Source organism: Paractinoplanes globisporus DSM 43857 (assembly GCF_000379645.1).
Taxonomy (GTDB): Bacteria; Actinomycetota; Actinomycetes; order Mycobacteriales; family Micromonosporaceae; genus Actinoplanes; species Actinoplanes globisporus.
The window spans coordinates 14,458-40,299 of record NZ_KB903335.1 but is presented as its reverse complement, the minus strand read 5'-3'; the positions used below and the strand labels follow the sequence as shown (position 1 = coordinate 40,299).

At 70.4% G+C, this 25,842-nt stretch carries 25 protein-coding genes and 3 tRNA genes; 12 read left to right on the top strand and 16 right to left on the bottom strand.

Going from position 1 to position 25,842, the window contains the following annotated elements:
- Positions 1–57: 57 nt before the first annotated feature.
- The 8 genes from A3CQ_RS0141290 to A3CQ_RS0141255 form a co-directional block, all read right to left on the bottom strand.
- Positions 58–861, bottom strand: coding sequence for a replication-relaxation family protein (locus tag A3CQ_RS0141290; RefSeq protein ID WP_020516837.1), 804 nt, complete (start codon positions 859–861; stop codon positions 58–60).
- Between the two features lie 68 nt (positions 862–929).
- Complete coding sequence (locus A3CQ_RS0141285) at positions 930–2,525, bottom strand: type IV secretory system conjugative DNA transfer family protein (protein WP_026206780.1); 1,596 nt, start codon at positions 2,523–2,525, stop codon at positions 930–932.
- On the bottom strand, positions 2,522–3,862 hold the full coding sequence (locus A3CQ_RS0141280) for a hypothetical protein (protein WP_157296933.1): 1,341 nt from the start codon (positions 3,860–3,862) through the stop codon (positions 2,522–2,524). The genes A3CQ_RS0141285 and A3CQ_RS0141280 overlap by 4 nt, the downstream gene beginning before the upstream one ends.
- Positions 3,849–5,618: a VirB4 family type IV secretion system protein gene (locus A3CQ_RS55865; RefSeq protein WP_040433951.1), complete on the bottom strand. Its 1,770-nt coding sequence runs from the start codon at positions 5,616–5,618 to the stop codon at positions 3,849–3,851. The genes A3CQ_RS0141280 and A3CQ_RS55865 overlap by 14 nt, the downstream gene beginning before the upstream one ends.
- A 2-nt stretch (positions 5,619–5,620) precedes the next feature.
- A complete protein-coding gene (locus A3CQ_RS0141270; protein ID WP_020516835.1) occupies positions 5,621–6,559 on the bottom strand; it encodes a PrgI family protein in 939 nt (312 codons plus the stop codon).
- Entirely contained in the window at positions 6,559–8,070 is a 1,512-nt protein-coding gene (locus tag A3CQ_RS0141265) for a TrbL/VirB6 family protein (protein ID WP_020516834.1), read from the bottom strand. Before A3CQ_RS0141265 ends, A3CQ_RS0141270 begins: the two co-directional genes overlap by 1 nt.
- A 281-nt stretch (positions 8,071–8,351) precedes the next feature.
- Entirely contained in the window at positions 8,352–8,645 is a 294-nt protein-coding gene (locus tag A3CQ_RS0141260; RefSeq protein WP_020516833.1) for a pilin, read from the bottom strand.
- Positions 8,646–8,999: 354 nt separating this feature from the next.
- Positions 9,000–9,812, bottom strand: a complete 813-nt coding sequence (locus A3CQ_RS0141255; protein ID WP_026206777.1) for a hypothetical protein — start codon at positions 9,810–9,812, stop codon at positions 9,000–9,002.
- Positions 9,813–10,241: 429 nt separating this feature from the next.
- On the opposite strand from A3CQ_RS0141255, the gene A3CQ_RS0141250 reads away from it, so the two are divergent.
- From A3CQ_RS0141250 to A3CQ_RS0141235, 4 genes are all read left to right on the top strand, one after another.
- Complete coding sequence (locus tag A3CQ_RS0141250; protein ID WP_020516831.1) at positions 10,242–10,919, top strand: hypothetical protein; 678 nt, start codon at positions 10,242–10,244, stop codon at positions 10,917–10,919.
- Positions 10,912–11,838 carry a TRM11 family SAM-dependent methyltransferase gene (locus tag A3CQ_RS0141245; RefSeq protein ID WP_020516830.1) on the top strand — a complete coding sequence of 309 codons (927 nt, stop codon included), beginning with the start codon at positions 10,912–10,914 and terminating at the stop codon, positions 11,836–11,838. The genes A3CQ_RS0141250 and A3CQ_RS0141245 overlap by 8 nt, the downstream gene beginning before the upstream one ends.
- A complete protein-coding gene (locus tag A3CQ_RS0141240) occupies positions 11,831–12,052 on the top strand; it encodes a helix-turn-helix domain-containing protein (protein ID WP_020516829.1) in 222 nt (73 codons plus the stop codon). Before A3CQ_RS0141245 ends, A3CQ_RS0141240 begins: the two co-directional genes overlap by 8 nt.
- A gap of 121 nt (positions 12,053–12,173) precedes the next feature.
- Complete coding sequence (locus A3CQ_RS0141235; RefSeq protein WP_020516828.1) at positions 12,174–13,292, top strand: tyrosine-type recombinase/integrase; 1,119 nt, start codon at positions 12,174–12,176, stop codon at positions 13,290–13,292.
- Positions 13,293–13,446: 154 nt separating this feature from the next.
- Here the strand turns inward: A3CQ_RS0141235 and A3CQ_RS0141230 are convergent.
- The 3 genes from A3CQ_RS0141230 to A3CQ_RS0141220 all read right to left on the bottom strand — a co-directional run bounded on the left by A3CQ_RS0141230 (position 13,447) and on the right by A3CQ_RS0141220 (position 13,716).
- Positions 13,447–13,521 (bottom strand) — tRNA-Val (locus tag A3CQ_RS0141230).
- Between the two features lie 13 nt (positions 13,522–13,534).
- A tRNA-Cys gene (locus tag A3CQ_RS0141225) sits at positions 13,535–13,605 on the bottom strand.
- A gap of 38 nt (positions 13,606–13,643) precedes the next feature.
- Positions 13,644–13,716, bottom strand: a tRNA-Gly gene (locus tag A3CQ_RS0141220).
- A 171-nt stretch (positions 13,717–13,887) separates the two neighbouring features.
- Here A3CQ_RS0141220 and A3CQ_RS0141215 point away from each other — a divergent pair.
- Complete coding sequence (locus A3CQ_RS0141215; protein ID WP_020516827.1) at positions 13,888–15,066, top strand: GNAT family N-acetyltransferase; 1,179 nt, start codon at positions 13,888–13,890, stop codon at positions 15,064–15,066.
- Positions 15,067–15,081: 15 nt separating this feature from the next.
- On the opposite strand, the gene A3CQ_RS0141210 is transcribed toward A3CQ_RS0141215, so the two are convergent.
- The 3 genes from A3CQ_RS0141210 to ppk2 (A3CQ_RS0141200) form a co-directional block, all read right to left on the bottom strand.
- Positions 15,082–15,750: a SanA/YdcF family protein gene (locus A3CQ_RS0141210; RefSeq protein ID WP_020516826.1), complete on the bottom strand. Its 669-nt coding sequence runs from the start codon at positions 15,748–15,750 to the stop codon at positions 15,082–15,084.
- A gap of 195 nt (positions 15,751–15,945) precedes the next feature.
- Complete coding sequence (locus A3CQ_RS0141205; protein WP_245577582.1) at positions 15,946–16,956, bottom strand: ArsR/SmtB family transcription factor; 1,011 nt, start codon at positions 16,954–16,956, stop codon at positions 15,946–15,948.
- Between the two features lie 429 nt (positions 16,957–17,385).
- Positions 17,386–18,222 carry a polyphosphate kinase 2 gene (ppk2, locus tag A3CQ_RS0141200; RefSeq protein ID WP_040433959.1) on the bottom strand — a complete coding sequence of 279 codons (837 nt, stop codon included), beginning with the start codon at positions 18,220–18,222 and terminating at the stop codon, positions 17,386–17,388.
- 67 nt (positions 18,223–18,289) lie between these two features.
- Here ppk2 (A3CQ_RS0141200) and A3CQ_RS0141195 point away from each other — a divergent pair, with 67 nt between their 5' ends.
- Positions 18,290–19,231, top strand: coding sequence for a DUF2332 domain-containing protein (locus A3CQ_RS0141195; protein WP_085944370.1), 942 nt, complete (start codon positions 18,290–18,292; stop codon positions 19,229–19,231).
- A 25-nt stretch (positions 19,232–19,256) separates the two neighbouring features.
- Positions 19,257–20,390, top strand: a complete 1,134-nt coding sequence (locus tag A3CQ_RS0141190; RefSeq protein WP_020516822.1) for an oxygenase MpaB family protein — start codon at positions 19,257–19,259, stop codon at positions 20,388–20,390.
- 86 nt (positions 20,391–20,476) lie between these two features.
- On the opposite strand, the gene ppk2 (A3CQ_RS0141185) is transcribed toward A3CQ_RS0141190, so the two are convergent.
- On the bottom strand, positions 20,477–21,415 hold the full coding sequence (gene ppk2 / locus A3CQ_RS0141185) for a polyphosphate kinase 2 (RefSeq protein WP_020516821.1): 939 nt from the start codon (positions 21,413–21,415) through the stop codon (positions 20,477–20,479).
- 354 nt (positions 21,416–21,769) lie between these two features.
- Between ppk2 (A3CQ_RS0141185) and A3CQ_RS55860 the strand changes: the two genes are divergently transcribed.
- The 5 genes from A3CQ_RS55860 (at position 21,770) to A3CQ_RS0141160 (ending at position 24,873) form a co-directional block, all read left to right on the top strand.
- Positions 21,770–22,471 carry an amino acid permease gene (locus A3CQ_RS55860; RefSeq protein WP_020516820.1) on the top strand — a complete coding sequence of 234 codons (702 nt, stop codon included), beginning with the start codon at positions 21,770–21,772 and terminating at the stop codon, positions 22,469–22,471.
- 286 nt (positions 22,472–22,757) lie between these two features.
- On the top strand, positions 22,758–23,213 hold the full coding sequence (locus A3CQ_RS0141170; protein WP_020516818.1) for a DUF6325 family protein: 456 nt from the start codon (positions 22,758–22,760) through the stop codon (positions 23,211–23,213).
- Positions 23,214–23,282: 69 nt separating this feature from the next.
- Entirely contained in the window at positions 23,283–23,660 is a 378-nt protein-coding gene (locus A3CQ_RS0141165; RefSeq protein ID WP_026206774.1) for a hypothetical protein, read from the top strand.
- Positions 23,661–23,759: 99 nt separating this feature from the next.
- A complete protein-coding gene (locus A3CQ_RS64135) occupies positions 23,760–24,263 on the top strand; it encodes a hypothetical protein (protein ID WP_369076497.1) in 504 nt (167 codons plus the stop codon).
- A gap of 250 nt (positions 24,264–24,513) precedes the next feature.
- Entirely contained in the window at positions 24,514–24,873 is a 360-nt protein-coding gene (locus tag A3CQ_RS0141160; RefSeq protein ID WP_026206773.1) for a YciI family protein, read from the top strand.
- Positions 24,874–25,227: 354 nt separating this feature from the next.
- Here the strand turns inward: A3CQ_RS0141160 and A3CQ_RS0141155 are convergent, their stop codons facing one another.
- Positions 25,228–25,641, bottom strand: a complete 414-nt coding sequence (locus A3CQ_RS0141155) for a hypothetical protein (protein ID WP_020516815.1) — start codon at positions 25,639–25,641, stop codon at positions 25,228–25,230.
- Positions 25,642–25,842: the final 201 nt, after the last annotated feature.

Here is a 25,842-nt window from a genome sequence, read left to right as displayed (position 1 = left end):
CAGCAGCACCGGCGATCAGCACGATCAGCGCCGCGAACCCGATCGTGATGCCAGTGGCTAGCCGCGCCACCGGGCACCACCTCCCACCGAGGCCAGATTGGCGAGCCGGACCCGGCCGCCGTCGTACCCGGCGACCCACCACACCGGTCCCGCCAGGTCTCCCGTGTCGGCAACAGCGGTCGCGACGATGAGCGCGTCCGGCAGCCCGTTTCGGGTCAGGTGCGCGTGCAGGTGGGTCTCGCGGGCGGTCGTGGGCAGCCAGAACAGCACCGGGTAGGCCCGGGCCGGTGGCAGGGCGGCGTATCCGGCGAGTTTGCCCGTGACCCGGGTCAGGGTTTCGGTGCCGAGGTCGGCCTCCAGCCAGAACGGCACCGTGTACCCGCCGGTGGTCAAGATGCCGTGCCCGTCGGGCCGCACGATGGCCCCGACCGCGTCCCGGCAGCGGGCCTCGTTCCACCACCGGGCCAGCCGTGTGCCGGGGTCGGCTCGGGTGTGCCGGGTCAGCGAGGTGAAGAACCCGTTGACGGTCAGCAGGTGGGTCAGGGTGGGGGACATGGCGAGCCGGGCGGTGGCGTCGCGCACAGCCGACGGGCGCGGGAGGGGATTGCCGCGTGCGGCGGCGATGAGGGCCGCGCCGACCGGGCCGAGGGTCCATCGCCAGGATTGCGAGCCGGGACGCTGGTAGTGGCGGAACCGGTCGAGGATGTCTCGCTCGTGCAGGGTGTTGAGCCGGTTGCGAGCTCGGCCGACCGACCCGAAGGCGAGATCGACCAGTTGCTCGGTAGTGAAGGTTTTGTGCTGGTCGAGCAGCTCGAGCAGGTGCCGGTCGCGTGGAGTGATACGAGTGAGCTCGCCGGCCACGACCGACGCCGTCAGCCGGCCGCCGCCGCGGGCAGCAGCAGTGGCAGCAGCTGGATTGATATCTCCTATCAGTCGGTTCCGGTCCACGATCGCTCCCCGCCGTCGTCGAGCTGGGTGAATGACGTGTCCAGGGGCGAGTGTTCAGGCGAGTCCTGGTCCTCGTAGGACCACTCGCTGGAGTTCTCGTACCATGGCTCGTGAGATGTCTCGCGTGACCACTCGCCGAGACCGGCGAACGCGTTGGGCCCGACCAGCGGCACCCCAGGTGCGGGTAGCTCGGCGCCGCCGTCGGTGCTGGTATCGGCCGCGACGGTTGCGGTGGCTAGTAACCGCTGGCGCTCGGGGATGGGCAGGCCGGTGAGGTCGCGGGCGGCTTGGCGCAGCCGGGCGGCTCGGCCCTTCACGATCGGCGGTGGCGGCAGCAACTCGGCGGTGACTGGCGGCATGGTGCGGCCGCCCGCGATCGGGCGCAATACGGTCTCGTAGCCGCCGAGCCGGATCAGGTCACCATCGTCCAGGTAAGGGCGCAGGTGGCGGGCCTGGTCGATGGCGTCGCGTGGGGCGAGCGCGAGGTACACCTTGTTGCGGGCGTTGGCGTCGATCGCCTGCACCATGTCGGCGGACAGCTGGCCGAGGTACTGGTGGGCCAGCACCCACGAGACGTGCAGGCCGCGGGACTCGGCGAGGGCGTCGTCGATGCCGATCGGCAGGTGCAGGAAGTTGTGGCACTCGTCGAGCACCACCATGGCGTCAGCGCGCTCATGCTCGGGGACGCGGGCCCGGGCGGTCGTGGCCTGCCACAGCCCGGCCAGCAGCAGCGATCCGATCAGGCGGGCACCGTCCTCACCCAGCACCCCTTTCGGGAGCCTTGCCAGCAACACGCCGCCGTCGAGGATCTCGGTGAAGGAAAACGTGGTGGCCGGCACCCCGAACAGCGACCTGGCCAGGGGGTGCGCGAGGACGAGCCGCAGCCGGGACAGCAGCGGCGCGACCAGCCCGGCGCGCTGCCCGGCCGGCAGCGCGTCGAAACCTTCCCAGAACTGCGCCAGGGTGTTTCCCTCCCACGGGTGCAGCCGCCGGGTGACAGCCTCGACCCGCGCGGCGCGCCACCTCGAGTCCGACAGCAGCCGTGGCAACTGCGGGAGGGTGGAGCCTGGCAGGTGGGCGAGGGTGAGCAGCCCGTGGTAACAGATGTCGGCGGTCCGATGGCCCCACCAGCGGGCCCACACCTTCGCCATGACGGCGGTGACGTTGGCGGCCACGTCGTGGGGGGTGCCGCCGTGCACGGCCGGGTCGAGCAGGTTGATCGCCGCAGGCGCCCGCTGCTCGTCCGGGTCGATGAGCACCAGCCGGTCACCGGCCTCGGCGGGCAGCCGGTCGAGCAGGTCACGGATCAGGTCGCCCTTGGCCGGGTCGAACGCGGCCACACCGCGCCCGGCCCGCACGTCGTCGAGGATCAGCCGCATCAGCAGGGTCGTCTTGCCGCTGCCGGTCGGCCCGAGACAGTGCAGATGGAACCGGCAGTCCGGCAGCGCGATCCCGATCCGGACGCGAGGCCCAGTGTTGGCGACGCCGATCACCTTGCCGCCCAACCCATGCCGCTGATCGACCGGCACCAGAACGTGCCGCTGCCCCGGCCGGGCCCGGGTTGTCTCGCCGGTCACGAGGCACTCCACACGGTGGTTCCACCCTCTCCGGAACTCGCGGGCGCCGAAGTGGTGCTGTCGTGCTCGAGTGTCGGGCCTGCACGAAAAATGTCGCGGCCGCCGGGCCGCCGCCGCGACGCGGCCGCGGGAAGCCCGTAGAGCGCCGGTTCGGCCGGGAGCCCAGCCAGCGCAGCGACCTCGGTGACCGCCGCGAGGCTCATCCGGGCGGGCGGAACCCACCGCTGGGCGGCGGCGGTCGCGCCGTGGCGGAGCCGCCGGCGGGTGAAGTGCGCGGACAGCAGGCCGAACCCGCCGGTGACGGCGGCGGCAGCCGAGCGGGCAGCGGCCTTGGTCGGGCCGGTCGCGGTGGCGTAGACCGCGATCGTGAAATGCGGTCCCGCCTGGTACTTGTCGCGTGTCTGCCGGGCCAGCTCCGCCTCGGCCGGGCCCGTCCGCCGTGGACGGCTCGCCGATCCGGGCAGCAGCAGGTCGAGAGCGCCGAGCAGCACTCGCAGCATGGCGTGGGTAAGCCCGCGCACCGGGCCACGTCCGTGGGCGCGGCCGGGCTGCGTGGCGGCCCGGCTCAGGACGCGCAGCCGGGCGGCCGGGGCACGACTGACGTGCACCTGCAGGAGCCCGCTGCCGGTGCGACCTGCGGTGGCGAGGCCGTCGTACACCGCCCGCAATGGGTCCTCGCCACCCACCGCCTGTTCCCAAGGGCGAGGGTGCGGTGGCGGAACGTCCTCGACCAGCGGTAGCCAATCCGGCCGGGTGGGCCGCACCATCACGGTGGTCGCGGTCTCGCGGACCGTGATCGCAGGAGGCCGGGTCTCCTCGACACGGACGCCCGGCCAGGCGGACTCGAGGATCCGGCGCACGGCCGTCGGGTTGACCCCCGGTGAGATCCACAGACCGCAGCGCATCGCATGTGTTCCGGCCTGGACCTCCCAAACCAGCCGCTGCGGGCGCACCGTCCAGGCTCGCGGTGCCTGCAGGGTGGTGGCGAGAAGCTTCCACAGTCCCACGGTCGCGGCCGGGGTAGCGGAGACCGGCGGGGTCAGCTGCAGCCAGCGGGCCCGCCGCGCGCGGGAACGCCACACCGGCCGCCGCCACACCCGCCAGGCGGTGGTCAGCACGGCGAGGACAGCGACCGCGGCGAGCAGCAGCGGACACCATTCGTGGGCAACCTGGCCGATAGCCGCCGGTATCGCCGACACCCACGAGCCGCATTCCAGTTTCCCGATGACCGAGTCCGGAACCCCGCCCCGGCCTGGTACACAGCTCGCCAGACTCGGAGGTGAACCGGGCGGCGGCCCGGCGATCAGGTCGGCGATCGTCTTGTCAGCGAGACTCATGGGGATTCCCCACATGGCCGGGAGCCGGACCAGTAATGACGAGGGCATGCTCGGCGTCGGAGGCGAGGCTGTGAAACGCCACCCGCGACGTGCCGGCGACCAGCAGCGCGTCGCCGCGCCCGCTGGACAGCAGGAACGTGCGTTCGCCGTCGGTGAGGCCGAACGCCTCGGTGATGGCATCGATGATCTGCGGCGCCTGCCGCAGCAGGACCTGCGTGGCCGCATTGGACACGACCGCGCGGCCGACCTCGGTGGACAGCACGTCGTCGGCGTCCTGGCTGATCACGGTCAGGCCGAGCCAATACTTGCGGGCCGACTTCGCCAGCCGGAACAGAAACCTGGCGGCGAGCCCGGCCCGCAGCAGCAGCCACGCCTCGTCCACCACGACCAGCCGCCGCCGCGGCGTTCCGGTCTGCCCGCCGGTGCTGACCGTGCGCCAGATCGCGTCGAGGATCAGCAACGTGCCGACCGGCTTCAACTCCTCCGGCAGGTTCTTGATCGCGTACACCACCAGATGCCCGTCCGCCGTCACGCTGGTCGGGCCGTCGAACAGACCCTTGAAACTGCCCGCGACATACGGGTAGAGGCGGGCGGCGAGAACCCGGCCGGCGTCGCCCGTCTCGTCCAGGGCTGCCGCGAGGTCGGCCAGCAGCGGCGCCGTACGCCGCCAGGTACGCGGGTCGGTGGTAATGCCCTTCGCCCGGTAGGCCGCCAGCACCGCGACGTCGAGGGCGGCGGCCTCCTCCGGCGACAGGCCGGCACCACCGGTGAGCACGGTGACGAACGTCTGCATAAACAGCGCCCGCCGCACGAGCGCGTCGTCCCCGTCCCCGCGGGCCAGATCGAGCGGGTTGATCCGCACCCCGGGGACGCCGGGCCGGATGACCGTCCCGCCGACCGCCGCGGCGAGCGTGACGTACTCGTCCTCGGGGTCGATGACGAACGCCTCGACCCCGAGATAAAGGTTGCGCAGCAGGTCCAGCTTCGCCAGGTACGACTTGCCCTCCCCGGAGCGGGCGAGGATGACCGCGTTGTAGTTCGGCTGGGCCCACCGATCCCACACCAGCACGCCTGGGGAGTACAGGTTCAGCCCGTACAGCACGCCCATCCCGCTATCCGCGGCGGAGTCCGGCAGATCGGGGCTGGTGAACGGGAACGCGGCGCTGAGCGCGTCGGTGTCGAACACCCGCTTCAGGCCGAGCAGGTCGACCGCCAGCGGCAGCACGGTGATCCAGCCCTGCAACTGCCGCCAGGTCGCGGGAACGACATCCAAAAGCAACGACGCGGCCAGGGCCCGGACCTCGGCGACCCGGTCGGCCAGCTCGGCCGGGCTGTCCGCGTGTACCGCCAGGTACAGGCCGAGCCGAAACAGCCGTGCCTCACCGCGGGCGACCCGGCCGGCGAGGTCGGCCGCGTCCGTCGCGGCCGCATCCAGCTCCGGATCGCCGAGGCGGCCCGAGGCCGCGTCGTGCCGGCGGGACGCCTCGAACCGGCCACGCTGCTTACGCAGCCGCTGCGCCGCGACCACCGGCGCGACGGGCTCGATGTGCAGTGACACGTCCACCCGGCCCGGGTACGCCAGCAGCGGCTCGAGCCAGCCGGGACCGACCTCGGCCGGATACCCCGTCACCGCCAGGGTCGCGCAATAGCCGTCCCCGACCCGCACCGATCGCCGCTCGACCTCGACCGCGTCCAGAGAGCCCCATACCGGCGTCCCCTCTCCGGGGACGGCGCCGCCACGGTGTCGGGTCCACATGGTCACCACTGCTCGCTTTCGTTGGAGCGAGTCCCCGGCGGCCACGCCGCCGGGGCCGGGTTCGCGGACGGGTGGAGCGCGTCGGCCAGGGTCGCGGCTGCCTCGGCCGGGTCGAGGACCCGCGCGGCGACCTCGCAGCCCGCCAGCGCCCGGACCGCCTCGGCGGCCTGATGCGACGTGGGTCCTGGGCCGCGTCTGCTGCGCACCGCGACGGTGACCTGCCGATGCAACAACTGCCGCGAGGCGGCGAGCTCGGTCAGGAACTGGGCGTGCGCGCGGGCCGCCGCCTCCAGCGCGGGATGCGGCTGCCCGCTGGCCTCGGTCAGCAGCCGCCCGGCCAGCTGGGTCAGGTCGACCCGGTGTGCTCGTACCAGAATCTGCGCCGGCCCGTCGAGGCTGTGCAGCCACCGCGCGAAGGCCGCCACCAGCCCGTTCTGTTCGGCCGCCGTGCGCAGCCCGAACGCCACCGTGGACGCCCTGACCAGGCCGGTCGTGCCGTCCGGGCCGAGGTCGATCAGCCCATCTGCGGTGATGCCCCGGGCGGGCAGCCGCAGCGGTGCCGGGATGGGCAGCCGGTCACCCGGCCCGGCCGTGGTGGACACCCACCCCGGGGCCGAGGTGATCGGCTCACCGGCCGGGACGAGCCTGTGCGGGGCGCGGCGGTACCGCAGCGCGGCGAGCAGCCACCCATCCAGGCTGGTCCCTTCCCGGCGGCCGACCGCCACGAAGAACGCCAGCCCGGCGACCGGCACCGCGACCACGAGGTACACCAGCGGCGGCACCACCGACGCCACGGCCGACCACGCGGCATACAGCACCAGACCCGAGACGGCCAGGATGATCAACTGCCGCCAGGTCAAGCCGAACACGACCCGATCGGGCCGCTCGACGTCCGCCGGAATCCGGGCCCGCAGCGGAGCCTCATCGCGGTAACGGCTCATCACTCGCCTCCTCGGGGACGACGCCGTACCGGTGCGGGCGCAGCCGCCGGTGCGGAACGGAAGGTCACGGCGGCGCTGCCGCGAGGCGGCCGGGCCAACGGTGGCGATGCGGAGGACATGGGGGACGACGCCGCAGCCGGCGCCGAGGAGAACACCGGCGCCGCCGGTGCGGACCGCGCGTGCGGCGGACCTGCCGCGGGAGGGCCGGACGCGGAGGTTGCCGCAGGCCCAGGTGCTGATGCCGAGCTCGTCGCCGGGCGTTCAGGATGGCTGAACACGGGCGGGGCGGCAGGTCCCGCAGCACGGCGGGTGGCCGATGGGCTCGCGGGGTGGGAGAACCGCACGGCCGGTGCCCGGCCCGCCGGGGCGGGGTCTGGGGTCTCCGGCGGTGACGGGTGGCTGAACGTCGGCGGCCCGGCGGCGCCAGCCGGGACGGCCAACGGCGTCTGCGGTCTCGGAGCGTGGCTGAATCGCACCGGCGCAACCAGGGACGACGGGCGGGGACGGCGAGGAAGCGTGGGGACGACCGAGCCGGGCGTTGCTGCGGGTCCGGCGCTGGTCGGCCGGCGTCCCGCCGGGGCGGCCCGCGTCCTGCCTCGACTGGCCGCCAGCCCGGCGGCAGCGCCCAGGACCTGAAAGAGCAGATGCGCCTGCAGGAGCTGGCCGACCAGGCCGCGCCCGTGGCTACGCAGGCCAAGCGGCGCGAGCACGAACTGCCTCGTCAGCCCGGGCAGCCGGATGAGCAGCCAAAGCATCGTGACGCATATCAGCACGCCCAGCAGCCCGCCCGCCGTGGCGGGCATACCGAACATCACCAGGCCGGCCGGGGTGAGGAACACCTTCACCGTGACCAGCACGACCACGCCCTGGCCGACCTGAAGGCCGAGGCACGCGCCCAGGGCACGCCACCACGTGTACGCGAGGCCTTCGGTCTGCGGCGTGGCGTGGAACAGCAAGGCCAGCGGGGCGATGCCGAGCAGAAGCACGAGCACCGCGGTCCGCAGCACGAACGTGATCACGACGACCACGCCGAGCACAATCACCGCCAGCACCAGCAGCGCGAGCAGAATGTTCGGGGAGGCACCGGCCAACGGCTGGTCGAGGATGCTGAGGATGGCGCTGGCTGCCTTAGGCCCGTCCACGCCCTGCCCGACGATGGCGGCTGTCAACGCGTTGGCGACCTCGATGGCCTTGCCGCACACGATGAGGCTGACGTTGGACAGCACCGCCGCTGCGACGAGCCGGGGCGCGATCTCCTTGAATCCGTACTGGCTCAGCGTCTCGTGAGAGGCGACGATGAATGCCCCGGCGAGCAGGAACAGCACATAAACGCCGTTGGCCGCGACCAGCACCGTCGTCCAGAACGTCTTCACCTGCGGGTTCGTCGTCAAATCCGGCGCGGACAGCACGGTCCTGGCCAGAGCGTCCATCACTGGCCGCAGCCCGGTCCGGGCGACCCACAGCAGAAAGTCGCTGATCGCCACGCGGATGTGCCCGGAGATGTCGAACAAGCCCGGGTCCTTGTCCTCGCCGTTGGGCTGGGACGACGAGGCTGAAGGCGCGGTAGCGCCTCGGGACAACGGGACGGATGGTCCCGTCCCGGCGGGCAGGGACGAGAGGTTCGGGGACGGCGTGGCCCGGGACGGGGACGATGCGGCAGGAGTGGGCGCCACGGCTGGGGACGGCCCCGCCCACGCCGATCCGCCGAGGGCAAGACCGGCGATCAGGGCCGCGCCGAGGACGATCAGCACCACGCCCCCGGCGTGACGCGACGGCCGTGTCGGGCGGGTCTTCATGCGACCCACTTCGAGATGATGGTCAGCAGCAGCGGGGTCAGTAGCGCTCCGGCAAAGCCGATGGCGGCGTTGCGCAGCGTGCGTTTGCCTTTCTCTACCTCGTCGGGCTCGCCGCTGGTCCAGCGCAGGAATCCGATCGTCAGGCACAGGCTCGCCCAGGCGAACAGGAGACCCATCAGCCACGCGCGGACGTTGTTGAAGACCTGGGCGACGGAATCCACCGCCAGCACCATCGAGCCAGGTTCGGCGGCGAAAGCCGCGCGCGGCGGCGCACCGAGCACCAGCAGCACCGCGGCAGCAGGCAAGACCGAGCGGACAGTACGGACCCGAACGCGGCTGGCCGATGAGCAGTGGAACACCGCCGCGAGCCGGTGTAGATGGCGACAGTTCATGAGACGTGAGCACCTCCGGGCGCTCCGGCTCCACGCCCACGGGGGCATGGAGCCAGGCAAAGCAGGCAAGAGATGCGGTGACCTGCGGCGACCGGCGCGAAGGCCGTCCTCCTCACGAGGGATGGCGAGCCGTTGCGGAGTTGTCAGCGCCGTCGGAGTGGCCGGTCCCGTGATTACCGATTGCGGGAGAACCCCGCATTCAGAGATGCCGACTTCGGCTCCTGTTTGGACAGCAACCCATGAACTCACAGGTCAGCGACATGGCCATTCGGGAGCCAGGGTCATCGTGGCTTCGCGGATCACGGCGGCGTCCCCGTCGTCGAGCTCACCGGCCTTCAGCGCCGTGACCAGGCGCCGCTCCGCGCGTTCGCGTTCCTTGGCCACCGCCCAGTAGCCGCGCCCGGCACGCGCGGCGTAGCCGGCCAATGACTCCCCCTCAAGGCGAGTGACGCCGATCAGCTCAGCCTCGGCGGCGGTGATCACTCCTGCCGCGACGGCACGGGCGAGCACGAAGTCCTCGTGGCCGTCGGCCGCCACGGCCGACGGGCTCGCCTGCAGCGTCGGGCCGCGGGTATCCGAGGCCCGCAGGGCTGCCCTGGCGGCGGTGTGGGTAACAGTGAGGAGCCGCTGCGCCACCCGGGGTTCCGGCAGTTTCACCGTGCCCAGCGCTGCGACGAACGCGGTCAGCAACTCGGCCTGGGCATCCCCCGAATAGCGGCGCAGCCGATAGGCGGCCCGCCGCAAGCCCGGCAACGCCACACCGACCGCGCCGACCGTCCACGCCGGTCCGCCGGTGCGGGCTCGCTCGATCAGCAACCGCCACGACCGGTCACTCGCGGCATAGCCGCACGAAGGGTGCATCAGCAGGGCCGCCAGCTCCGACAAGACGATGATCCGAGGCGGCAGACCGCCACCCAATACGGCACCGTCGACCGACAACGGATCCGGACCGACGGTCAGCAACTCAAATGCGGACGCCGCGACCTCGAAGGGCTGCTCGCCCCGCACCACGGCCGGCGCCTGCTGGCCCATGACAGACGCGACCGTACGAACAGAATCGGTCATGAGGATTCCCCCGGAGTGTGGGTGATGAATGCCGCTGGCTCGTCGGCCAACCGGCGCTTACGGCATCCATCACGCCAGCCCGGTGGAACAGTTCTTGAACACGGCAATCTCGTTCAAGGTGCGACGCTGTCTGGCTCTTTGTCAGCGCCTCGGTAGCGGGGACACCGCGAGGGTGCACCGGGGCCTGTTCAACGTTGGTCAGGATCTTGTTCAAGCCGAGGGTCACCGGTGCACGCCGCTGTCAGCGCAGCCGCGCACGGGTGGACGTGTTCAACACGCTGAGCTGCACGTTCAACCGTTTGCGTTCATGTTTCTAGGGGCGGCAAACGCGGCGTACAGAGTTCGACATCGTCCTGCGTTTGTCCAAACCGTCACCTGGTTTTGCTTCCCCCCTGTGTCAGCGTTGTCGGCAGACATGGCCTACCCACCATGCCGCAGATCGACCCCACCTATGGGAGCCCGCATCAGGCGCCCGTCGCGCTGTTCTTGCGCCCGGCGCACAGGCGAGGCCACCGCGATCCCAACCATGAGGCCCTTGCCGACTGGTACGGCCTGCACCCCGTTCACGTCGCCACACTGATCGCCCACTACACCAGGGAGGGTGACCGTGTGCTCGACATCGACGGGCACCCAACCATCGCTGCGGCCACCCGGCACCTCAACCGCCAGCTCGCTGTGCTCAGCACCGATGACGGCCGAACCATCGACGCAACAGGGCAACTTGAGACGGCCATGCCCGTCGTGCGGCTCGTCCTGACCACCCTGCCCCGCCTAGGCATCGACAGCGACGACGTACACGCGCTGAGCCGCGCGTTCGGCTCGTGGCGCAGACTGCTACGCCCTGGCGGATTCATGATCACCCTGCTGGCCGACGGTCCCGGACGCGGCACGATCGGCCGCCGCTCGACGGTCATCGCAGCTGCCCGCGCTGCGGGCCTGCTCTATCACCAGCACATCCCGGGGCTGCTCGTCGCGATGCCGGAGGTCGAGCCGCGCGCCGAGCCGCACGTCATCGTCAGTCCGCCATTGCTTGCCGGAAGGCACATGCGCATCCATCGGGACCTGTTGGCCTTCGCCTCGACCGAACCGGAGGGCGGCGATGCCTGAGCTCACGCCGGCCGAACCCGTCCAACTCGGCGCGACGAGCACCGAAGGCGCCTCCGACATTCCGGGCTCGGTGTGGCTGACCGGGCAGAGTCACTCCCGCCAACTGCGCAAAGGCCGATACGTCGCAGAGTCGATCGCCCATCCGGGAAAGATGCTCCCCACGATCGCCCGGTACGTCATCAACACCTATTCCCGGCCAGGTGATCTTGTAGCGGACCCGATGGCCGGCATCGGCACCACCGTGGTCGAGGCCATGCACCTTGGCCGGCACGGCGTCGGCATCGAGTTCGAGGCCCGGTGGGCTGCGCTGGCCGCTGCCAACGTCACGCTCGCCGCCCAGTCCGGCGCCACCGGAACCGGCGAGGTCTACACCGGTGACTCGCGACAGCTCCCGACATTGCTGCCGCCACGCGTCCGCGGGCAGGTCGCTCTCGTGGTCACCTCGCCGCCGTATGGGTCGTCCACTCACGGCCGTGCCGTCACGCCCGGTGCCCAGCGAGGCAAGGTCCGCAAGATCAATCACAGTTACGGCAGTGCCGCGAACCTTGCCTACCAAGGGCAAGACGAACTCGCCGAAGGTTTCACCGACATCCTCGCCGGATGCGTGGCGATCCTGCGCCCCGGCGGACGCGTGGTCGTCACCACCCGGCCCTACCGGCTGCACGGGGAACTCGTCGACATCCCCGGCATGGTCGTCGCTGCGGGCGCGGCGGCCGGGCTGGATCTGATCGAGGAATGCGTCGCTCTGTTGGCCGGCATCCGCAACGGCGTACTCGTGCCGAGAGTCTCCTTCTTCCAGCGCAAGAACGTGCGAGTCGCCGTCGCCGCCGGCGACCCGCAGTGGATAGTGCAGCACGAGGACGTGATCGTCTTCCGGGCCAGGACAAGTCCCGCGAGTTCGGGCCAGCCTCGTGGTTGACCAGGAGACCCCCGCAAGCGCGCTACAGCTGTATACCGCCGAACAGGCCGCGGAGTTGCTCCAGGTCAGCCCGTCCTGGCTGCGCCGGAAGGCCACGGCCCGCGCCATCGCGTGCACCTTCGTGGGCAAACACCTGAGGTTCTCCACCGACGACCTGAAATCGATCATTACCGCCGGGGCGGCCGGCACCGCGTCCCAGCAGCGCAGACGTTGATCGGGTGGTCGTTCGGGCCGTACGGCCTTGACCAGCCCTGACACGGGGAGCGTCCATGGTGGTCCGGCCGCCTACGACAGCGGCCGGACCACACCACTACCCACCGAAAGGAAACAGCAGAATGGCCTGGGCCGAAAAACGCGGCGACATGTGGCGCGTCCGATTCCGCAACCCCGACGGCAGCGTCGGCACCGACAGCAGCCACCCCACCAAAACCGCTGCCACCGCCCGCGCGAACGCCATCGAAACCGACCAGGACCGCAACGTGTTCATCAACCCTGACCACGGCAAGATCACCCTCGCTGCCTGGGTCGACGAATGGCTCGACGCCCACGACGTCAGCCCCACCACCTACGAGCGCTACCGCTCCCACCTCGACATCCACATCCTGCCCCGCTTCGGCGACACCCCGCTGAGCGACATCACCCGCATGGCTGTCAAACGCTGGGTCAAAGACCTCGGCCGCACCCGCGCCGACTCCACCGTCGCCAGCATCCTCACCCTGTTCTCCATGGTCATGGGCGAAGCGGTCGAAGAACGCCGCATCGCCCTCAACCCCTGCCGGAAACTCCGCGGATCGACTCCCCACCGCCCGGAACGGCCGTGGGCCACGGCAGCCCAGGTCAACGAAATCGCCGCCCGGCTCAGCCCTGCCAACGAGGCACTGGTGATCACCGCCGCATACACCGGCATGCGCTGGGGCGAACTCGCCGGACTTCGCCGACCGAACTGCAAGCTCGACGATGGCCGCATCTTCATCGACCCCGACACCGGAGCCCTGCACGAAGTCGGCGGCAAGCTCGACCTCGGCAGCCCGAAGACGCCGGCCGCTGCTCGCGACATACTGCTACCCAAGTTCCTGATCGACCTGCTCCGCACGCACCTCAACAGCCACCACCACGAACACGTCTTCACCGGGCGCGACGGCGGCCTGCACCGCCGTTCCAGCTTCCACCGCCGTCACTGGCATCCCGCCGTCGAGGGCGACCCGGACGACGGCATCCCCACGATCATCCAAGGGCTGCACTTCCACGACCTGCGCCACAGCCACAAAACCTGGCTCATCGAGGACGGCGTCCCCGAAGCCGCCCAAGCCAAACGACTCGGTCACCGCCTTCCCGGCGTCCGCGGGATCTACAGCCACGTCAGCGCCGCCGTCGAACAGCGACTCGTTGAGGGCCTGCAGACCCGCTGGGAGCAGAACCGCTCCCCCTCCCGACGTGACAACCGTGGGAACTAGGAAGTGCTCACCAGGGAGCAGGACAATCGGAAAACGGAAGTTGTCACCCCCGGGGAGCGACCGATGCTCCCAAAATGCTCCCACTGTAACGACCAGAACGGCAGAGTCCCATTACCAGATGATCGGTAACGGGCCCAGGAACTGCTGATATAGATGGTGGGCGATACTGGGATCGAACCAGTGACCTCTTCCGTGTCAAGGAAGCGCGCTCCCGCTGCGCCAATCGCCCTTGGCTTTCGCCGAGGTGGAGACGGGATTTGAACCCGTGTACACGGCTTTGCAGGCCGTTGCCTCGCCTCTCGGCCACTCCACCGAGTCAGCCCCGCACCATAACCTGTGAAGGCCTCTCCGAGCGGACGACGGGATTCGAACCCGCGACCCTCACCTTGGCAAGGTGATGCGCTACCAGCTGCGCTACGTCCGCTTGTCTCCCGGGGGGCTTGCACTCCCCGGCGACGGATGAAACCTTAGCCTGTCGTCCGCGGCCTTGCCAAACCGGGGTGCCTCGGCGCGTCGCGGCGAGGGCGGGAGTGGGTTATCCACAGGCTGGAAAACTGTCGAGCGGGGCAAGTGCCCGGCGGTGTTGGATTGGGCCATGAACTTCCGGCAGATCACGGCGGCGGAGCGCACCGCGACGATGTTTCCCCTGCAGGCGTACGCGTTCATGCCCTCGCCATGGTCGGCGGAGGAAGAGGAGAAGTATCGCCGGCGGATGCGGTTCTACGAGACGGCCGTGACGCTGGTCGCCGAGGAGGACGGGCAGACGCTGGCGGGTGTGGCGGCGTTCCGCATGCGGCAGAACGTTCGCGGGCTCGTGCACGACATGGCCGGGGTGGCCTCGGTGTCGTCGCATCCGGCGGCGCGGCGGCGAGGGCTGGTGCGGGAGCTGATGCACCGGCTGCTGCGGCAGACGCGGGACGAGGGCTGCGCGGTGAGCGTGCTCTACCCGTTCCGGCCGAGCTTCTACGCCCGTTTCGGTTTTGTCGGGATTCCGCGGCATCGCACGGCGGCGTTCGCGCCCGAGGGGCTGGGCCATCTGCTGCGGGCCGAGCTGCCCGGTGAGGTCGAGCGGGTGCCGATGGCCGAGGGCTTCGACGCGTGGGACGGGCTGCAGCGACGCCTGCTCACCGAGCGACACGGGTTCGCGGTCTTCGATGCGGTGCGGGCGGCCGAGTTCCGCGACGACCGGTACTGGGTGGCGGTGGCCCGGGTCGACGGCGAGGTGGTGGGCGCGGTTCGCTACCGGGTGGATCGCCATGGCGGGGAACTGGCCGCGGGCCACCTGCACTGCACCGGGTCGCTGGGGCGGGCACTGCTGCTGCAGTTCTTCGCGCGGCACGTCGACCAGGTGTCGCGGGTCGTCGTGCAGATCAGCACCGACGAGGTGCCCGAGCTCTGGGGCACCGACCTGACCGTGACCGCCGAGGGCCGAGTCGACTTCCCGACACGCGGCGGGCCGATGGCGCGCGTGCTCGACATGGAGGCGCTGGCCGGCACCCCGGTCGGGCCGGGCGCGATCACGATCGAGATCCCGGACGACGAGCTGATCGGCGGCGTCTGGCGCCTGGAGTCGGTCGGCGGCGACCTCACGGTGGCCAAGGCCACCACACCGTCGGTCACTCTGAGCGTCGGGGGTTTCAGCGGTTTGCTGTACGGGGTGCTGGACCCGATCGAGGTCGCGGCGCGCGGCCTGGGTGCGGTCCCGGCCGAGGCGGTACCGGCGTTGGCCTCGATGTTCCCGCGCGCGATGCCGTATGTGGTCGCGGACTTCTGAGGGGCAGGGGGTGATCTAGGCGTTCTGAAGAGCTTGCTGGACTGCCGGGTCCGGGGGAGACAGGACCGCGGGCGGGCGATTGCGGATGGCGTCCCAGGCGGCCTTGCCGCCGGCGAAGTAGTCGCGGACGGACTTCTCGACCAGCAGCGTGGTCGGGCAATGGCAGCGGGAGACCACACCCTCGGCGTCTATGCCCACGTGGCGGCACAGGGTCACGGCGCGGGAGACGTGGTAGGACTGCGTGACCACCAGGGCGCGGGTGACGCCGTAGACGTCGCGGGCGCGGATGCAGGTGTCGTAGGTGTCGAGGCCGTACGGGTCGGTGACTATGCGGCGGGCGTCGACGCCCAGCCTGGTCAGGTAGGCGGCCATCGCGGTGGGCTCGTCGCCGGAGCCGCCGTTGCTGTCGCCGGAGACCAGCACGACGCGGGCCTTGCCGGCCTTGACCAGGGCGGCGGCGGTCTCGAGGCGGCCGGCCAGGCGCGGTGACGGCGTGCCGTCGACGGTCACCTCGGTGCCGAGGACGATCGCCACGTCGGCGGAGGGCGCGTCGGCCTCGGCGTGCACGTGACCGTGCGCGGAGATCTCCGTCCAGCCCCAGGGTGCGCTGATGACGAGCAGCGCCACGAGCATGGCGGCGGCGGCGATCAGCAGTACGCGGCGGCGCCGCCGGACGAGCCTCATGATCCCGCGAGCCTAACCATCCGCCGCCAGCGCCCGGCCGCACGGGAAAGTGGCACGGGCCGCGGGAGCGGCGAAGAGGGGGCGCAGGGCTGCGAGGGCGGCGAAGAGGGGGCGCAGGGCCGCGAGGGCACGGCGGAGAGTGGGCGCGGCGGGCGCGGCGAAAAGTCGGCGCGGCGGCCCGCGCGGGCGAGTGGCTCAGTCGGATGGGCGGCGGGATTCCGGAGCCGGGACCGGGGCTGCGGCAGGCGACGGGGCCTGGGCTGCGGAGGGCGCCGGTACCGGACGATCTCCGAGCAGCGCGGCGCCCAACGGCGTAATCGTATGGAGCACAGCCTTCCCGGCGCGGCTCGTGTGGATCAGGCGGGCCTCGCGCAGAACAGCCGTGTGCTGGCTGACCGAGGCCGCGCTCACGCCCACACGCCGGGCCAGCTCCGAGGTGGTACTGCCGTCGCCGATCGACTCCAGGACCGAGGTTCGGGTCTGGCCGATCAGTGCTGCCACCGAGCCGCCGTTCGCCGCGGGGCCGGCCGCCCAGAAGGCCGCCGGATCGCGCTCGACCGGGTAGACCAGCACGGGTGGGAGTAACGGGTCACGCAGCACGTCGGGAGCGCCCCACGAGAAGTAGGACGGGACCAGGATCAGGCCGCGGCCGCCCAGCTCGATCGTCTGCTCGAACGGGGTGTCGACCTCCAGCACCGGCGAGCTCCACTGCATCATCGGGCGGAAGCTCTCCAACAGGCCCTCGGCGCCCTGGTCGAGCAAGGCCCGGGCTCGGCGGGCGCGGTCGGCCTCGACGTGGGCCTGTGCCTCCGACCAGTACGGCGCTACGGCCACCTCGTAGTGGGAGCGCATCGCCCCGGCCACCCGCTCGAGCACCGGCCGGTCGCCCTCGGCCAGCCGCCGCATCCACCACGGCGTGGGCTCGCCGAGCCGGGCCAGCTCGGTCATGTCCTGCCGCAGGCGGGTCGCCGGCGTCGAGAGCAGGGCCTCGATCGCGTACGGGAGACCGAGCCGGCCCTCCGCGGGCGTGAGAAAGTCGGGATAGTAGGCGCCGCGCACGAGCGGAAGCAGGATGTCGAGGTCGGACCGCCGGGAGTTGCGCACGACCTGTTCGCGCCACGGGCCGAAGATCGGCGTCTGGCCGGGACGCATCAGCCGGAACACGCTGAAAACGGTCTCCCACATCGGGTCCGGTTCGCCGGCCATGCGGACACGGCCGATGTCTTCCGGCGTGAAGATGACGCGCAGCAGGGTCGGCCTCCGGATTACCTTGCAGTGGAGCAAGGAAGTTTATCCGGGCATGGCGATACCACCCACCCGCACAAAGTGGGCCGAACCACCATTAATGGGCGCGGCCGCGCATAAAGCGCCGCGAATAAGCGCCACGAATAACGGGCACCGACGCGGCCGCGCCCGTCGAGCCGCCGCCGCACGCGCCCCCGCTGGGACGATCCCCCGTCGTTCCAACCGCCACGGCGGCCTGCGCGCCCGGTGGCCGGCTCGACCCGTCGACCATCGCCGCAGGACCCCATGACGCTCAAGACGTTTAACGCCTCGCTGAATAGTAAGGACTCTTTCCGGTCCGGTTCGTGCCTCGCACACAGTCAATGTCCGAAAAGCTCAAAGACCAAAACGTCACACCGTGATTCCGTACGGGGTGGGAATGCGCCGCACCGTAAGCGCCGGCTCGTGGTATCCGTCCGATTTCTGGCGCTTCGGGAGCGCCACCTCCCGGTGCGCCAGCGGCTTGTACGGCACCTGCGACAGCAGATGCGTGATCACGTTGAGCCGCCCGCGCTTCTTGTCGTCGGTGTTCGCCACGAACCACGGCGCCCAGGCCGTGTCGGTGGTCCGGAACATCTCGTCCCGCGCCCGCGAGTAGTCGTACCAGCGGCTGTACGACTTGAGGTCCATGTCGGACAGCTTCCAGTACTTGCGCGGGTCGTTGATGCGGCTCTCCAGCCGCCGCGTCTGCTCGTCCGCGCTGACCTCGAGCCAGTACTTGACCAGGATCACCCCGGACTCGACGATCGCCCGCTCGACCTCGGGCACCTGCCGCAGGAACTGGTCGGACTGCTCGGGCGTGCAGAAGCCCAGCACCCGCTCGACCCCAGCCCGGTTGTACCAGCTCCGGTCGAAGATCACGACGTCCCCGGCACCGGGCAGGTGCGGGATGTACCGCTGGATGTACATCTGGGACTTCTCGCGGTCGGTCGGCGCCGACAGTGCGACCACCCGGAACGTGCGCGGGCTGACCCGCTCGGTGATCGCCTTGATCGTCCCGCCCTTGCCGGCCGTGTCCCGGCCCTCGAACACGATGCACACCTTGGCGCCGGTCTTCTTGATCCACTCCTGCATCGCGACGAGCTCACCGTGGAGCCGGCGCAGTTCGTGCTGGTACTCCTTCTCCTTCATCCGAGGGAGAGGCTGCGACGCGTCCGGGGTGGCTTCCAGAACCTTGTGCTTCGCCATCACGACACGGTGGCACGGGACGCGCCCGCCCGGAGTCACCCCCCGCGGATGGTTCACCGGCGGCATCATGGGGTGCGTGTCGACCGCCATGACCTACGCCGAGTTCGCCGTGCGCGAAGCCCATGACGTCTCCCCGGCGTACGAAAGCCTCTCGATTGCGGTGTCTCGCGACCGCGACCTGCTCGCCCGGCTGGAGACCCTCCCACCCGCGAAGCGTCAGCCGAACCTGTTGTTCGCGGCCGTCCGGTTCCTGGACGGCCCGGTCACCGACCCGGGCGCCTTCCTCGAGTTCACGGCGGGGCGCTGGCCCGAGGTCGAGGCCGAGATGCGGACGCGGGCCACGCAGACCAACGAGGTCGGCCGGTGCGCGCTGCTGCTGCCCGTGCTCGCCGACCTGCCCCAGCCGATCGCGCTGCTGGAGATCGGCGCCTCGGCCGGCCTCAACCTCTTCCCGGATCACTATTCCTATCGGTACGGCGACACCCGGCTGGGCACGGGCGAGCCGGTGCTGGACTGTGCGCTCGAGGGCCGCGAGCCGCCGCGCCGGCTGCCCGAGGTGGTGTGGCGCGCCGGTCTCGATCTCCACCCGCGCGACATCACCGACCCAGCCGACCGGCGCTGGCTGGAGTCGCTGATCTGGCCGGAGCACGCCCATCGCCGCGAACGGCTCCGGGCCGCCGCGCGGGTGGCCGCCGCCGATCCGCCCCTGCTGCTGCGCGGCGACCTGGTCGATGACCTTCCGGCCCTGGCCGAGCGTGCGCCCCGGGACGCCACGCTGGTCGTGTTCCACACGTCGGTCCTCTATCAGGTGCCGGCTCCGCGCCAAGAGGCCTTCCTTCATCTCGTACGGGGGATGCCTGGTCATTGGATCTCGGTGGAGAGCCCGACCGTGATCGAGTACGAGAACCTCCCGAGCCCTCCCGACAAGACGCTCTTCAACATCCTGGCGCTCGACGGCCGGCCGCTCGCCTGGTGCCGCCCGCACGGCCAGGGGATGCTCTGGTTCTAGCCGCCGCCCGCCCTATCGTGGTGGTATGCCCAGCCGTTTCGGTGCCGACCGCGAGTGGGGCGAGCGCGCCGCCCGCCCCCTGCGCCTGGTTGCCGGGCGTGACGCGCGGCCGACCGCGGACGAGTTGGCCACGCTGCGTGACGGGCTGATGCGGCGGGACGAGACCGCCGCCGCGCTCGTGAAGGCCGTGCGAACCAAGGATCTGCACCGGGCGCTCGCCGCGGGTGCGGACGCCGACGTGCCGCAACCGGTGCGGGATTTCTTCGACACCGTACGGGATCGGCCGTCGTGGGTGGACGATCGACTGCTCGCGCGGGGCGCCTCGGCCTGCCGCGCTTTCGGCATGGACGCCGGCCTCGTGCTGGCCTACGGTTCACTCCTCGGCGGGTATCGCACCGCCGCGGCCCTCGAGCCTCTCGTGCGCACCGGGCGACTCACGGGCGGGGAGACGCTGCGCCGGATCCGCGAGACGTCGGTCTGGTGGCGGGCGGTCACGGCTCCGGGCGGCTTGGCGCCCGACGGCGAGGGATTCCGGCTGACTCTGCACGTACGGGTGATGCACGCGCTGGTCAATGCCAAGCTCGAGGCCGACCCGTCCTGGGAGTGGGACAAGCGCGGCGTGCCCGTGAATCAATACGACCTAGCGAGCACGCTCGGCATCTTCAGCACCAGCTTCCTGCTTCACTTGCGCCTTTTGGGCGTACGCGTGACACGCGCCGACGCACGCGCGGTGATGCACCTCTGGTCCTACGTCGGCTGGCTGATGGGCGTGGACGACGACTGGCTCCCGCACACCGAGTCCCGGGGCCGCCGCCTGCTCTATCACTTCCTCGCCTACGACCCGCCACCCGACCAGAACAGCGTCGACCTGGCCCGGGCCCTGATCCACATGAACGACGACGTGGCCCGATCGCGCTGGCGGCGGGTTTATGAGCGGGAGAGGGCGCTCTCGGTCAGCACCTGGCTGCTCGGCCGGCGGGCGATGCACGACCTCGGCCTGCCCGCCCGCCCACCGTGGTACGGCCTCGCTCGGGTCGCCGCCAACCTCGTGGTCAGCCAGGGCCTCGGCCGCTTGCCGGGCGGGCGTTCGCTGCTCCTGGCCCGCGGCGAACGTCAGGCGCGTGCCCAGTTCGCCCGCTGGGGCCAAGAACTGCCGTAGCCCTCGGTGCGGCCGTGCCCGCGTGCCGCTTCGGTCGCGGCGCGCTTCCCCGAGCCGACAAGGGCCTTGGTCACCGGTGTGGTGCCTCAGCTGGTGAAGCTGCCGCTGCGGGCGCGTTCGGCCTCCATCAGGAGGATCTCCTCGGTCCCGGAGAGCACCACGTCGCCGTCCGGCTCGAAGTCGAGGCCGGGGTCGCGCCCTTCGTAGTCGACCGCGTTGAGCATGACCTTGATCGCGTTGATCCGGGCGCGCCGCTTGTCACCGGACCGGACGATCACCCACGGGGCGCTGGCGGTGCTCGTCCGCTTGAGCATCTCGTACTTGCGGGTGGTGAACTCGTCCCAGCGGTCTTGCGCCTGCATGTCGATCTCGCTGAACTTCCATTGCCGCAGCGGGTCGTCGAGCCGGCGCGCGAACCGCCGGCGCTGTTCCTCCCGGGTGACGCTGAAGTAGAGCTTGACCAGGATGGTGCCCTGCCGCACGAGGTCCTTCTCGAACCCGGTGACGCCGAGCATGAAGTGTTGGTACTCCTGGTCGGTGCAGAAGCCGAACACCGGCTCGACCATCGCGCGGTTGTACCAGCTGCGGTCGAACAGCACGATCTCCCCGCCCGCGGGCAGCTGGGCCACATACCGCTGGAAATACCACTCCGAGCGCTGGTCCTCGGTGGGCTTGCCGAGCGCGACCACCCGATAGTGCTTCTCGTTCATGTACCGGGTGGCCCGCCGGATGGTTCCGCCCTTGCCCGCCGCGTCTCGTCCTTCGAACAGCACGATCATCCGCATGCGATGGGCCTCGAGGTGCTTCTGCAGCTTGAGAAGCTCCACCTGCCAGGGACGTAGCTCCTTCTCGGCCCGCAACTTGCGAGCGACCCTTCGGTGGTCGTGCTTGAGCGCCTCGAGTTCTCGGTGAGCTTGCTGGTACGCCTCGTCGAGGTCCGGGACCGACGTCGCCGCGGTCACCGGCTGAGCCTCGGGGGCTCGGCCGTTTCGGGTGGCCGGCGACGGAAGTTCCACCAGCGGCATGGGCGCCTCCCTCGTTGCGTGTGGCGCTCCGGTATCACCCTGCCCTCACGGCACCTTGTCGTCGTCATCCGCGGCGGAGGATCCCCGGCGAAGGACCATGCGAGCCCGGCCGGACGGGTCCGGACGGTTACCTGATCGAGGGATTTGCGGTCTGCGGCGGTTGTGGATGTTTTGTGACGCCAAACGCCTGCACATCCGCCGATCCCGTGACCAAGGCTTCAGCCTGCATGCCGGCCGGGACGGCATGCTGCGGTTGGCGGGCGACATCTGCCTGTTCAGGTACCTCGGCGTCGAGACGGCTGCGGTGGCGGCCGCCAAGGTCCGCAACCCGGAGCGCAACGTTCCCGGGCGACCGTGCTCGGCACGCTGGCGGCCTCCGTGGTCTATCTGTTGTCGATGGTCGCGGTCTTCGGCTCGGTGCCCACGACGGAGCTGGCCAAGGACGAGAACAAGGCCTCGTACTCGGTGGCCGCGGACGTCATGGTCGGCGGCGGGTCCTGGGCCGGGAAGCTGGTGGCGATCGCCGTGATCATCTCGGGCATCGGCACGCTCAACGGCTGGATCATGATCGGCGCCGAGATGCCGCTGGCCGCCGCGCACGACGGCCTGTTCCCGGCCGCGTTCGGGCGGCTTTCGAGCCGTGGGGTTCCGGCCGTGGGGATCATCGCCTCGGCCGTGCTGGGCAGCATCGCCATGGCGGTCAGCTTCATGGGCACCAGTGGCGCCGCGGTCTTCAACCGCCGCGAGCTGCATACGGCGCGCTTCGCCCGGGACGTCATAGTTGCCGGCGTTTCGCTGATCTTCTCGGTCCTGTTCATCTGGTACTCGCGCAACACCGGTCAGGACAACTGGTATCAGGTGTGGGGCCCGTTCCTCCTGGCCGGTTTCGCCATGCTCATCGGCATCCCGGTCTACCTGCACATGCGTACCCGCATGACCGAGCCTCCGCTCGTCCAGGTGGTACTGGGCAACCTCGTCGTGTTCGTCGTCGTATGGCTGGCGAACATGGGGTCTGGCGTACCCGTCGGTCGATCGGTGATGCCCCGCCGAGGATGAGGCGTAGCCGCGGTGGCTGGACAAGCCTGGCGGTAGGTCGAGAAGGAGGACCGATGTTGTTGGTGCCAAGGCAGTTGCGGCGTTCCGGTATGACCGGCAATGTCCCGTATTACGGTGGCCGACTCTCGCCGGCGCAGGCCTACGCGGCATCCCATCCGTCCCACGTGCAGCCGCGGCCGGCCGCGACACCGAGGGCGGACCCGCTCCCGGCATTGCAACAGCTGCTCGACACGGGCGTGATCACCGCTGAGGAGTTTCAGGACTTGCGGGCGCGGGTGAATCGATGATGGGGCCGGTGCAGGTGCTGGTCGTCGGGTTCGACCACCCGGCATTCTCCGGCGAGATCCTCGCCGAGTTCACCCGGCTCCGACAGGCTGGAATTGTCCGCCTGGTCGACCTGCTCCTCGTCTCGCGCGCCGGGGACGGCACGGTCGAGACGCTGGCCGCGCCGGCCGGCGCGGACGCAGGACTTGGCGGACTGGCGGCCAGGCTTCTCGGTCGAGCCGAAGGTGAGGACGAAGCCGACGACATCACAGCCGGTGTCTCGACGTGGTCCGTGGCCGATGCCGTGCCACCCGGGTCCGTCGCCGCTGTCGCCCTGATCGAGCACACCTGGGCCGGGCCCCTGAACGCGGCGATCCAGAAGGCCGGTGGTGCCGCGCTGGACGAGACCTGGCTGGCGCCCGACGACCTTGCGATGCTCGAGGGCCTGATAAACCAGCGCGAACCGGGGAGGAGCTGAGATGACGACGAAGGCCGCATTTTCCGACGAGGAGTGCGCTCAGTCCTCGAGGGTCCCACGAGCGCCGGCATGATCGTGGTGACGGCGGCCCACGGCGGGATGTTCCGCGAGACGATCGCCATGTCGAAGGCCTTCGCCGAGGCGCGTTCCGAGCACGGCCAAAGCGAGCTGCTCGACGAGATCGTGGCGGCGAAGCCCAAGGCCGATCACACCAGGTATCGCACTCCCCAAGAACTCCGGGACAACGGCCTCCGGCACCTGAGTACCGCAGTGGCGCTGCTGGAGAGCAAGGCCACGACCGAGGAGGTCGAGGGGTATCGGCGCTTCGTGCTCACCCTGGCCAACAAGGTCGCGGCCGCGCACCGGGAGGACGGACAGAGCGTGAGCCCCGCCGAGGCCGAGGCGATCGATCAGATAGCGGCCGCGCTTGGCACGACAAACGCTTAAGCTCGTAACCAGTTCCGGTTAGCGCGGACATACCCAGCTTGGCGGCTGCCGTGGCCGGGCTCGGTCTGCCGTTCGTGACCCGTCGACCTGGCCCGGCGGGTGGACGGGACCTGGCGGGTGGTCGAGCTCGGCGACGGACAGGGCAGCGATAGGCCGGCAACGACCCCAGTCGAAGACCTGATCTCCACGACGCTATCGACCCGAAATTCACGCGCCATCGGTTCGGTGCCCGGATCCGCGATCGATCGACGCATCACGACGGCGGGAAGCCGTCGTGCGGGCGACCGCGAGCGGCATTCTCGAGCGCCGACCTCCCGGCTGAGGTTCACCGCGGCGACCTGCGCGAAGACGATGGAGGCCCGCGCGGGCCCGGGGGTGCTCCCCGAAATGGCTGTCGGCGCTGGCTGCCGGTGGGTGCATTCAACGGGCGTGAACAGCGTTGAACGGTCATCAACCGACGTCACGTGCCAAAGGCTGACCTGCTCAAACGACGTTTCAGCAGGTCAGCGCTGTTGTCCGGGCAAGCCGTCGAGCAGAACCTGCCGGGCGATGGCCGCGTCCTGGACGGTCGGCCGCTTCCGTGCGGACATGCCCCGACGGTAGCCGCGCCCCGATGCCGCGACCAGGCCCGTCCGACGCCGTAAGCCACGACCACCCACCCGACGAAACGCTGCGTCACCACGACCCGCCCGCGCCTTATCAGCGGCATGACCGTGCATTGCCGTGGCAGCTTGGCGGCTCCTAGGGCCGATGTGAGTGCGAAAATCTTCCGATGCGGTGTCGGATCACACTGCCTCTGTTCGTAGAGATGTTGGAGGGCGACGCGGAGGCGGAGCCGGTAGAAGGAGGAGACATGACCGAATACCTCATTGCCTTCAACGGCGAGTGGGTACCCGACCTCGAGGAGGAAGATTTCCGTGCGGCGTCCCAAGCTGTCCGTGCGCTGCGGGCAGAAATGACGGCCGCCGGAGTGCTCGTCTTCCTGGGAGGCCTGGATGACGAAGCCCCTGTCTTCAGCGTCGATGCGTCGAGCGGTACGCCTTTGTTCACTGATGGGCCCTACGCCGAGACCAAGGAACACCTCGGCGGATTCACCGTCGTGGACGTGGCCGACGAGGAGGCAGCGAGGGTGTGGGCGGGAAAGATCGCGACAGCTTGCGGTTGGCCGCAGGAGGTCCGACGTTTCCAGAAACCTGGTGGCGCTACCCCGTGACCGGCTGAACGGCTGTCGTTGGTTCGGGTGTGTCGGGAGCGAAGCGTCGTACGCCGATGGTGGATCGGATGGGCATTGCGGCGGCGCGGCGGGCGGCGGTTCTTATTCTGCCAACTATGGTCCACCGATAGGCCCTGACGTGGGCAAACGTGAATCGGCTGTTGGCAGTGCACGAACCAGCCTCAACCGGATATGCGGTGAGCTGGGGAAACATAGCTGGCCTTGTCCTGCGTTCAGGGTATGCGCATGACCGGGGCTGTGCGGTTCGCGCGTGGATGGGCAGGCTTCAGCCCGCTGGCGAGCCCGACGGCGTCCGTCATCCGCGTGCCGCGGGCGCTGGGTCGCCTTGGCCGGTCACCCGTCGTGGGTCTTGGCCAGGCCGCGGCAGACGTCGGGCTCGGGTACGCCGGCGCGGTGGGCGGCCATGCGGACGTAGGCGATTGCGGTGTAGGCGGCGTAGCGCCAGAAGTCGTCTGTCTGCCAGTAGGCGACCTCGTCCAGCAGGTCGACCTCAACTCCGCCGTGCCGAGCCGCGGCGGCGAGAACGGCGAACTGCAGCTTGGGCCGGTCTCGACCGGTGACCTCGCAGTCGGGCAGGAACCGCTCCCGGAAACCGGCCAGCTCGACGGGACGAGCCCGATCGACGGCGGCCCAGTCGAGCGCCTCGGCGGCCAGACGTGTCAGGACCTCGCCCGGGAAGGTGTCGTTGCGTGGATGCAGCGGCGCCAACCGGTTGAGGATCTCGGCAATTCCGGCGTCATGCTCCAAGCCGTCGAGCAGAACCGGGCGATGGCCGTGTCCTGGACTGTCGGCCCCCCTCCCGTGCGGACATGCCCCGACGGTAGCCCACGCAGCCTCGAGACCTGGCCCGCCTTCGATGCCCTGGTGCAGCGGCAACGCATTCGGGCCTCGCTTCCTGACCGAAGGGCTCACCGCGGGCGCGTCCAGGGCTGACCTGTGCCGTGCGGT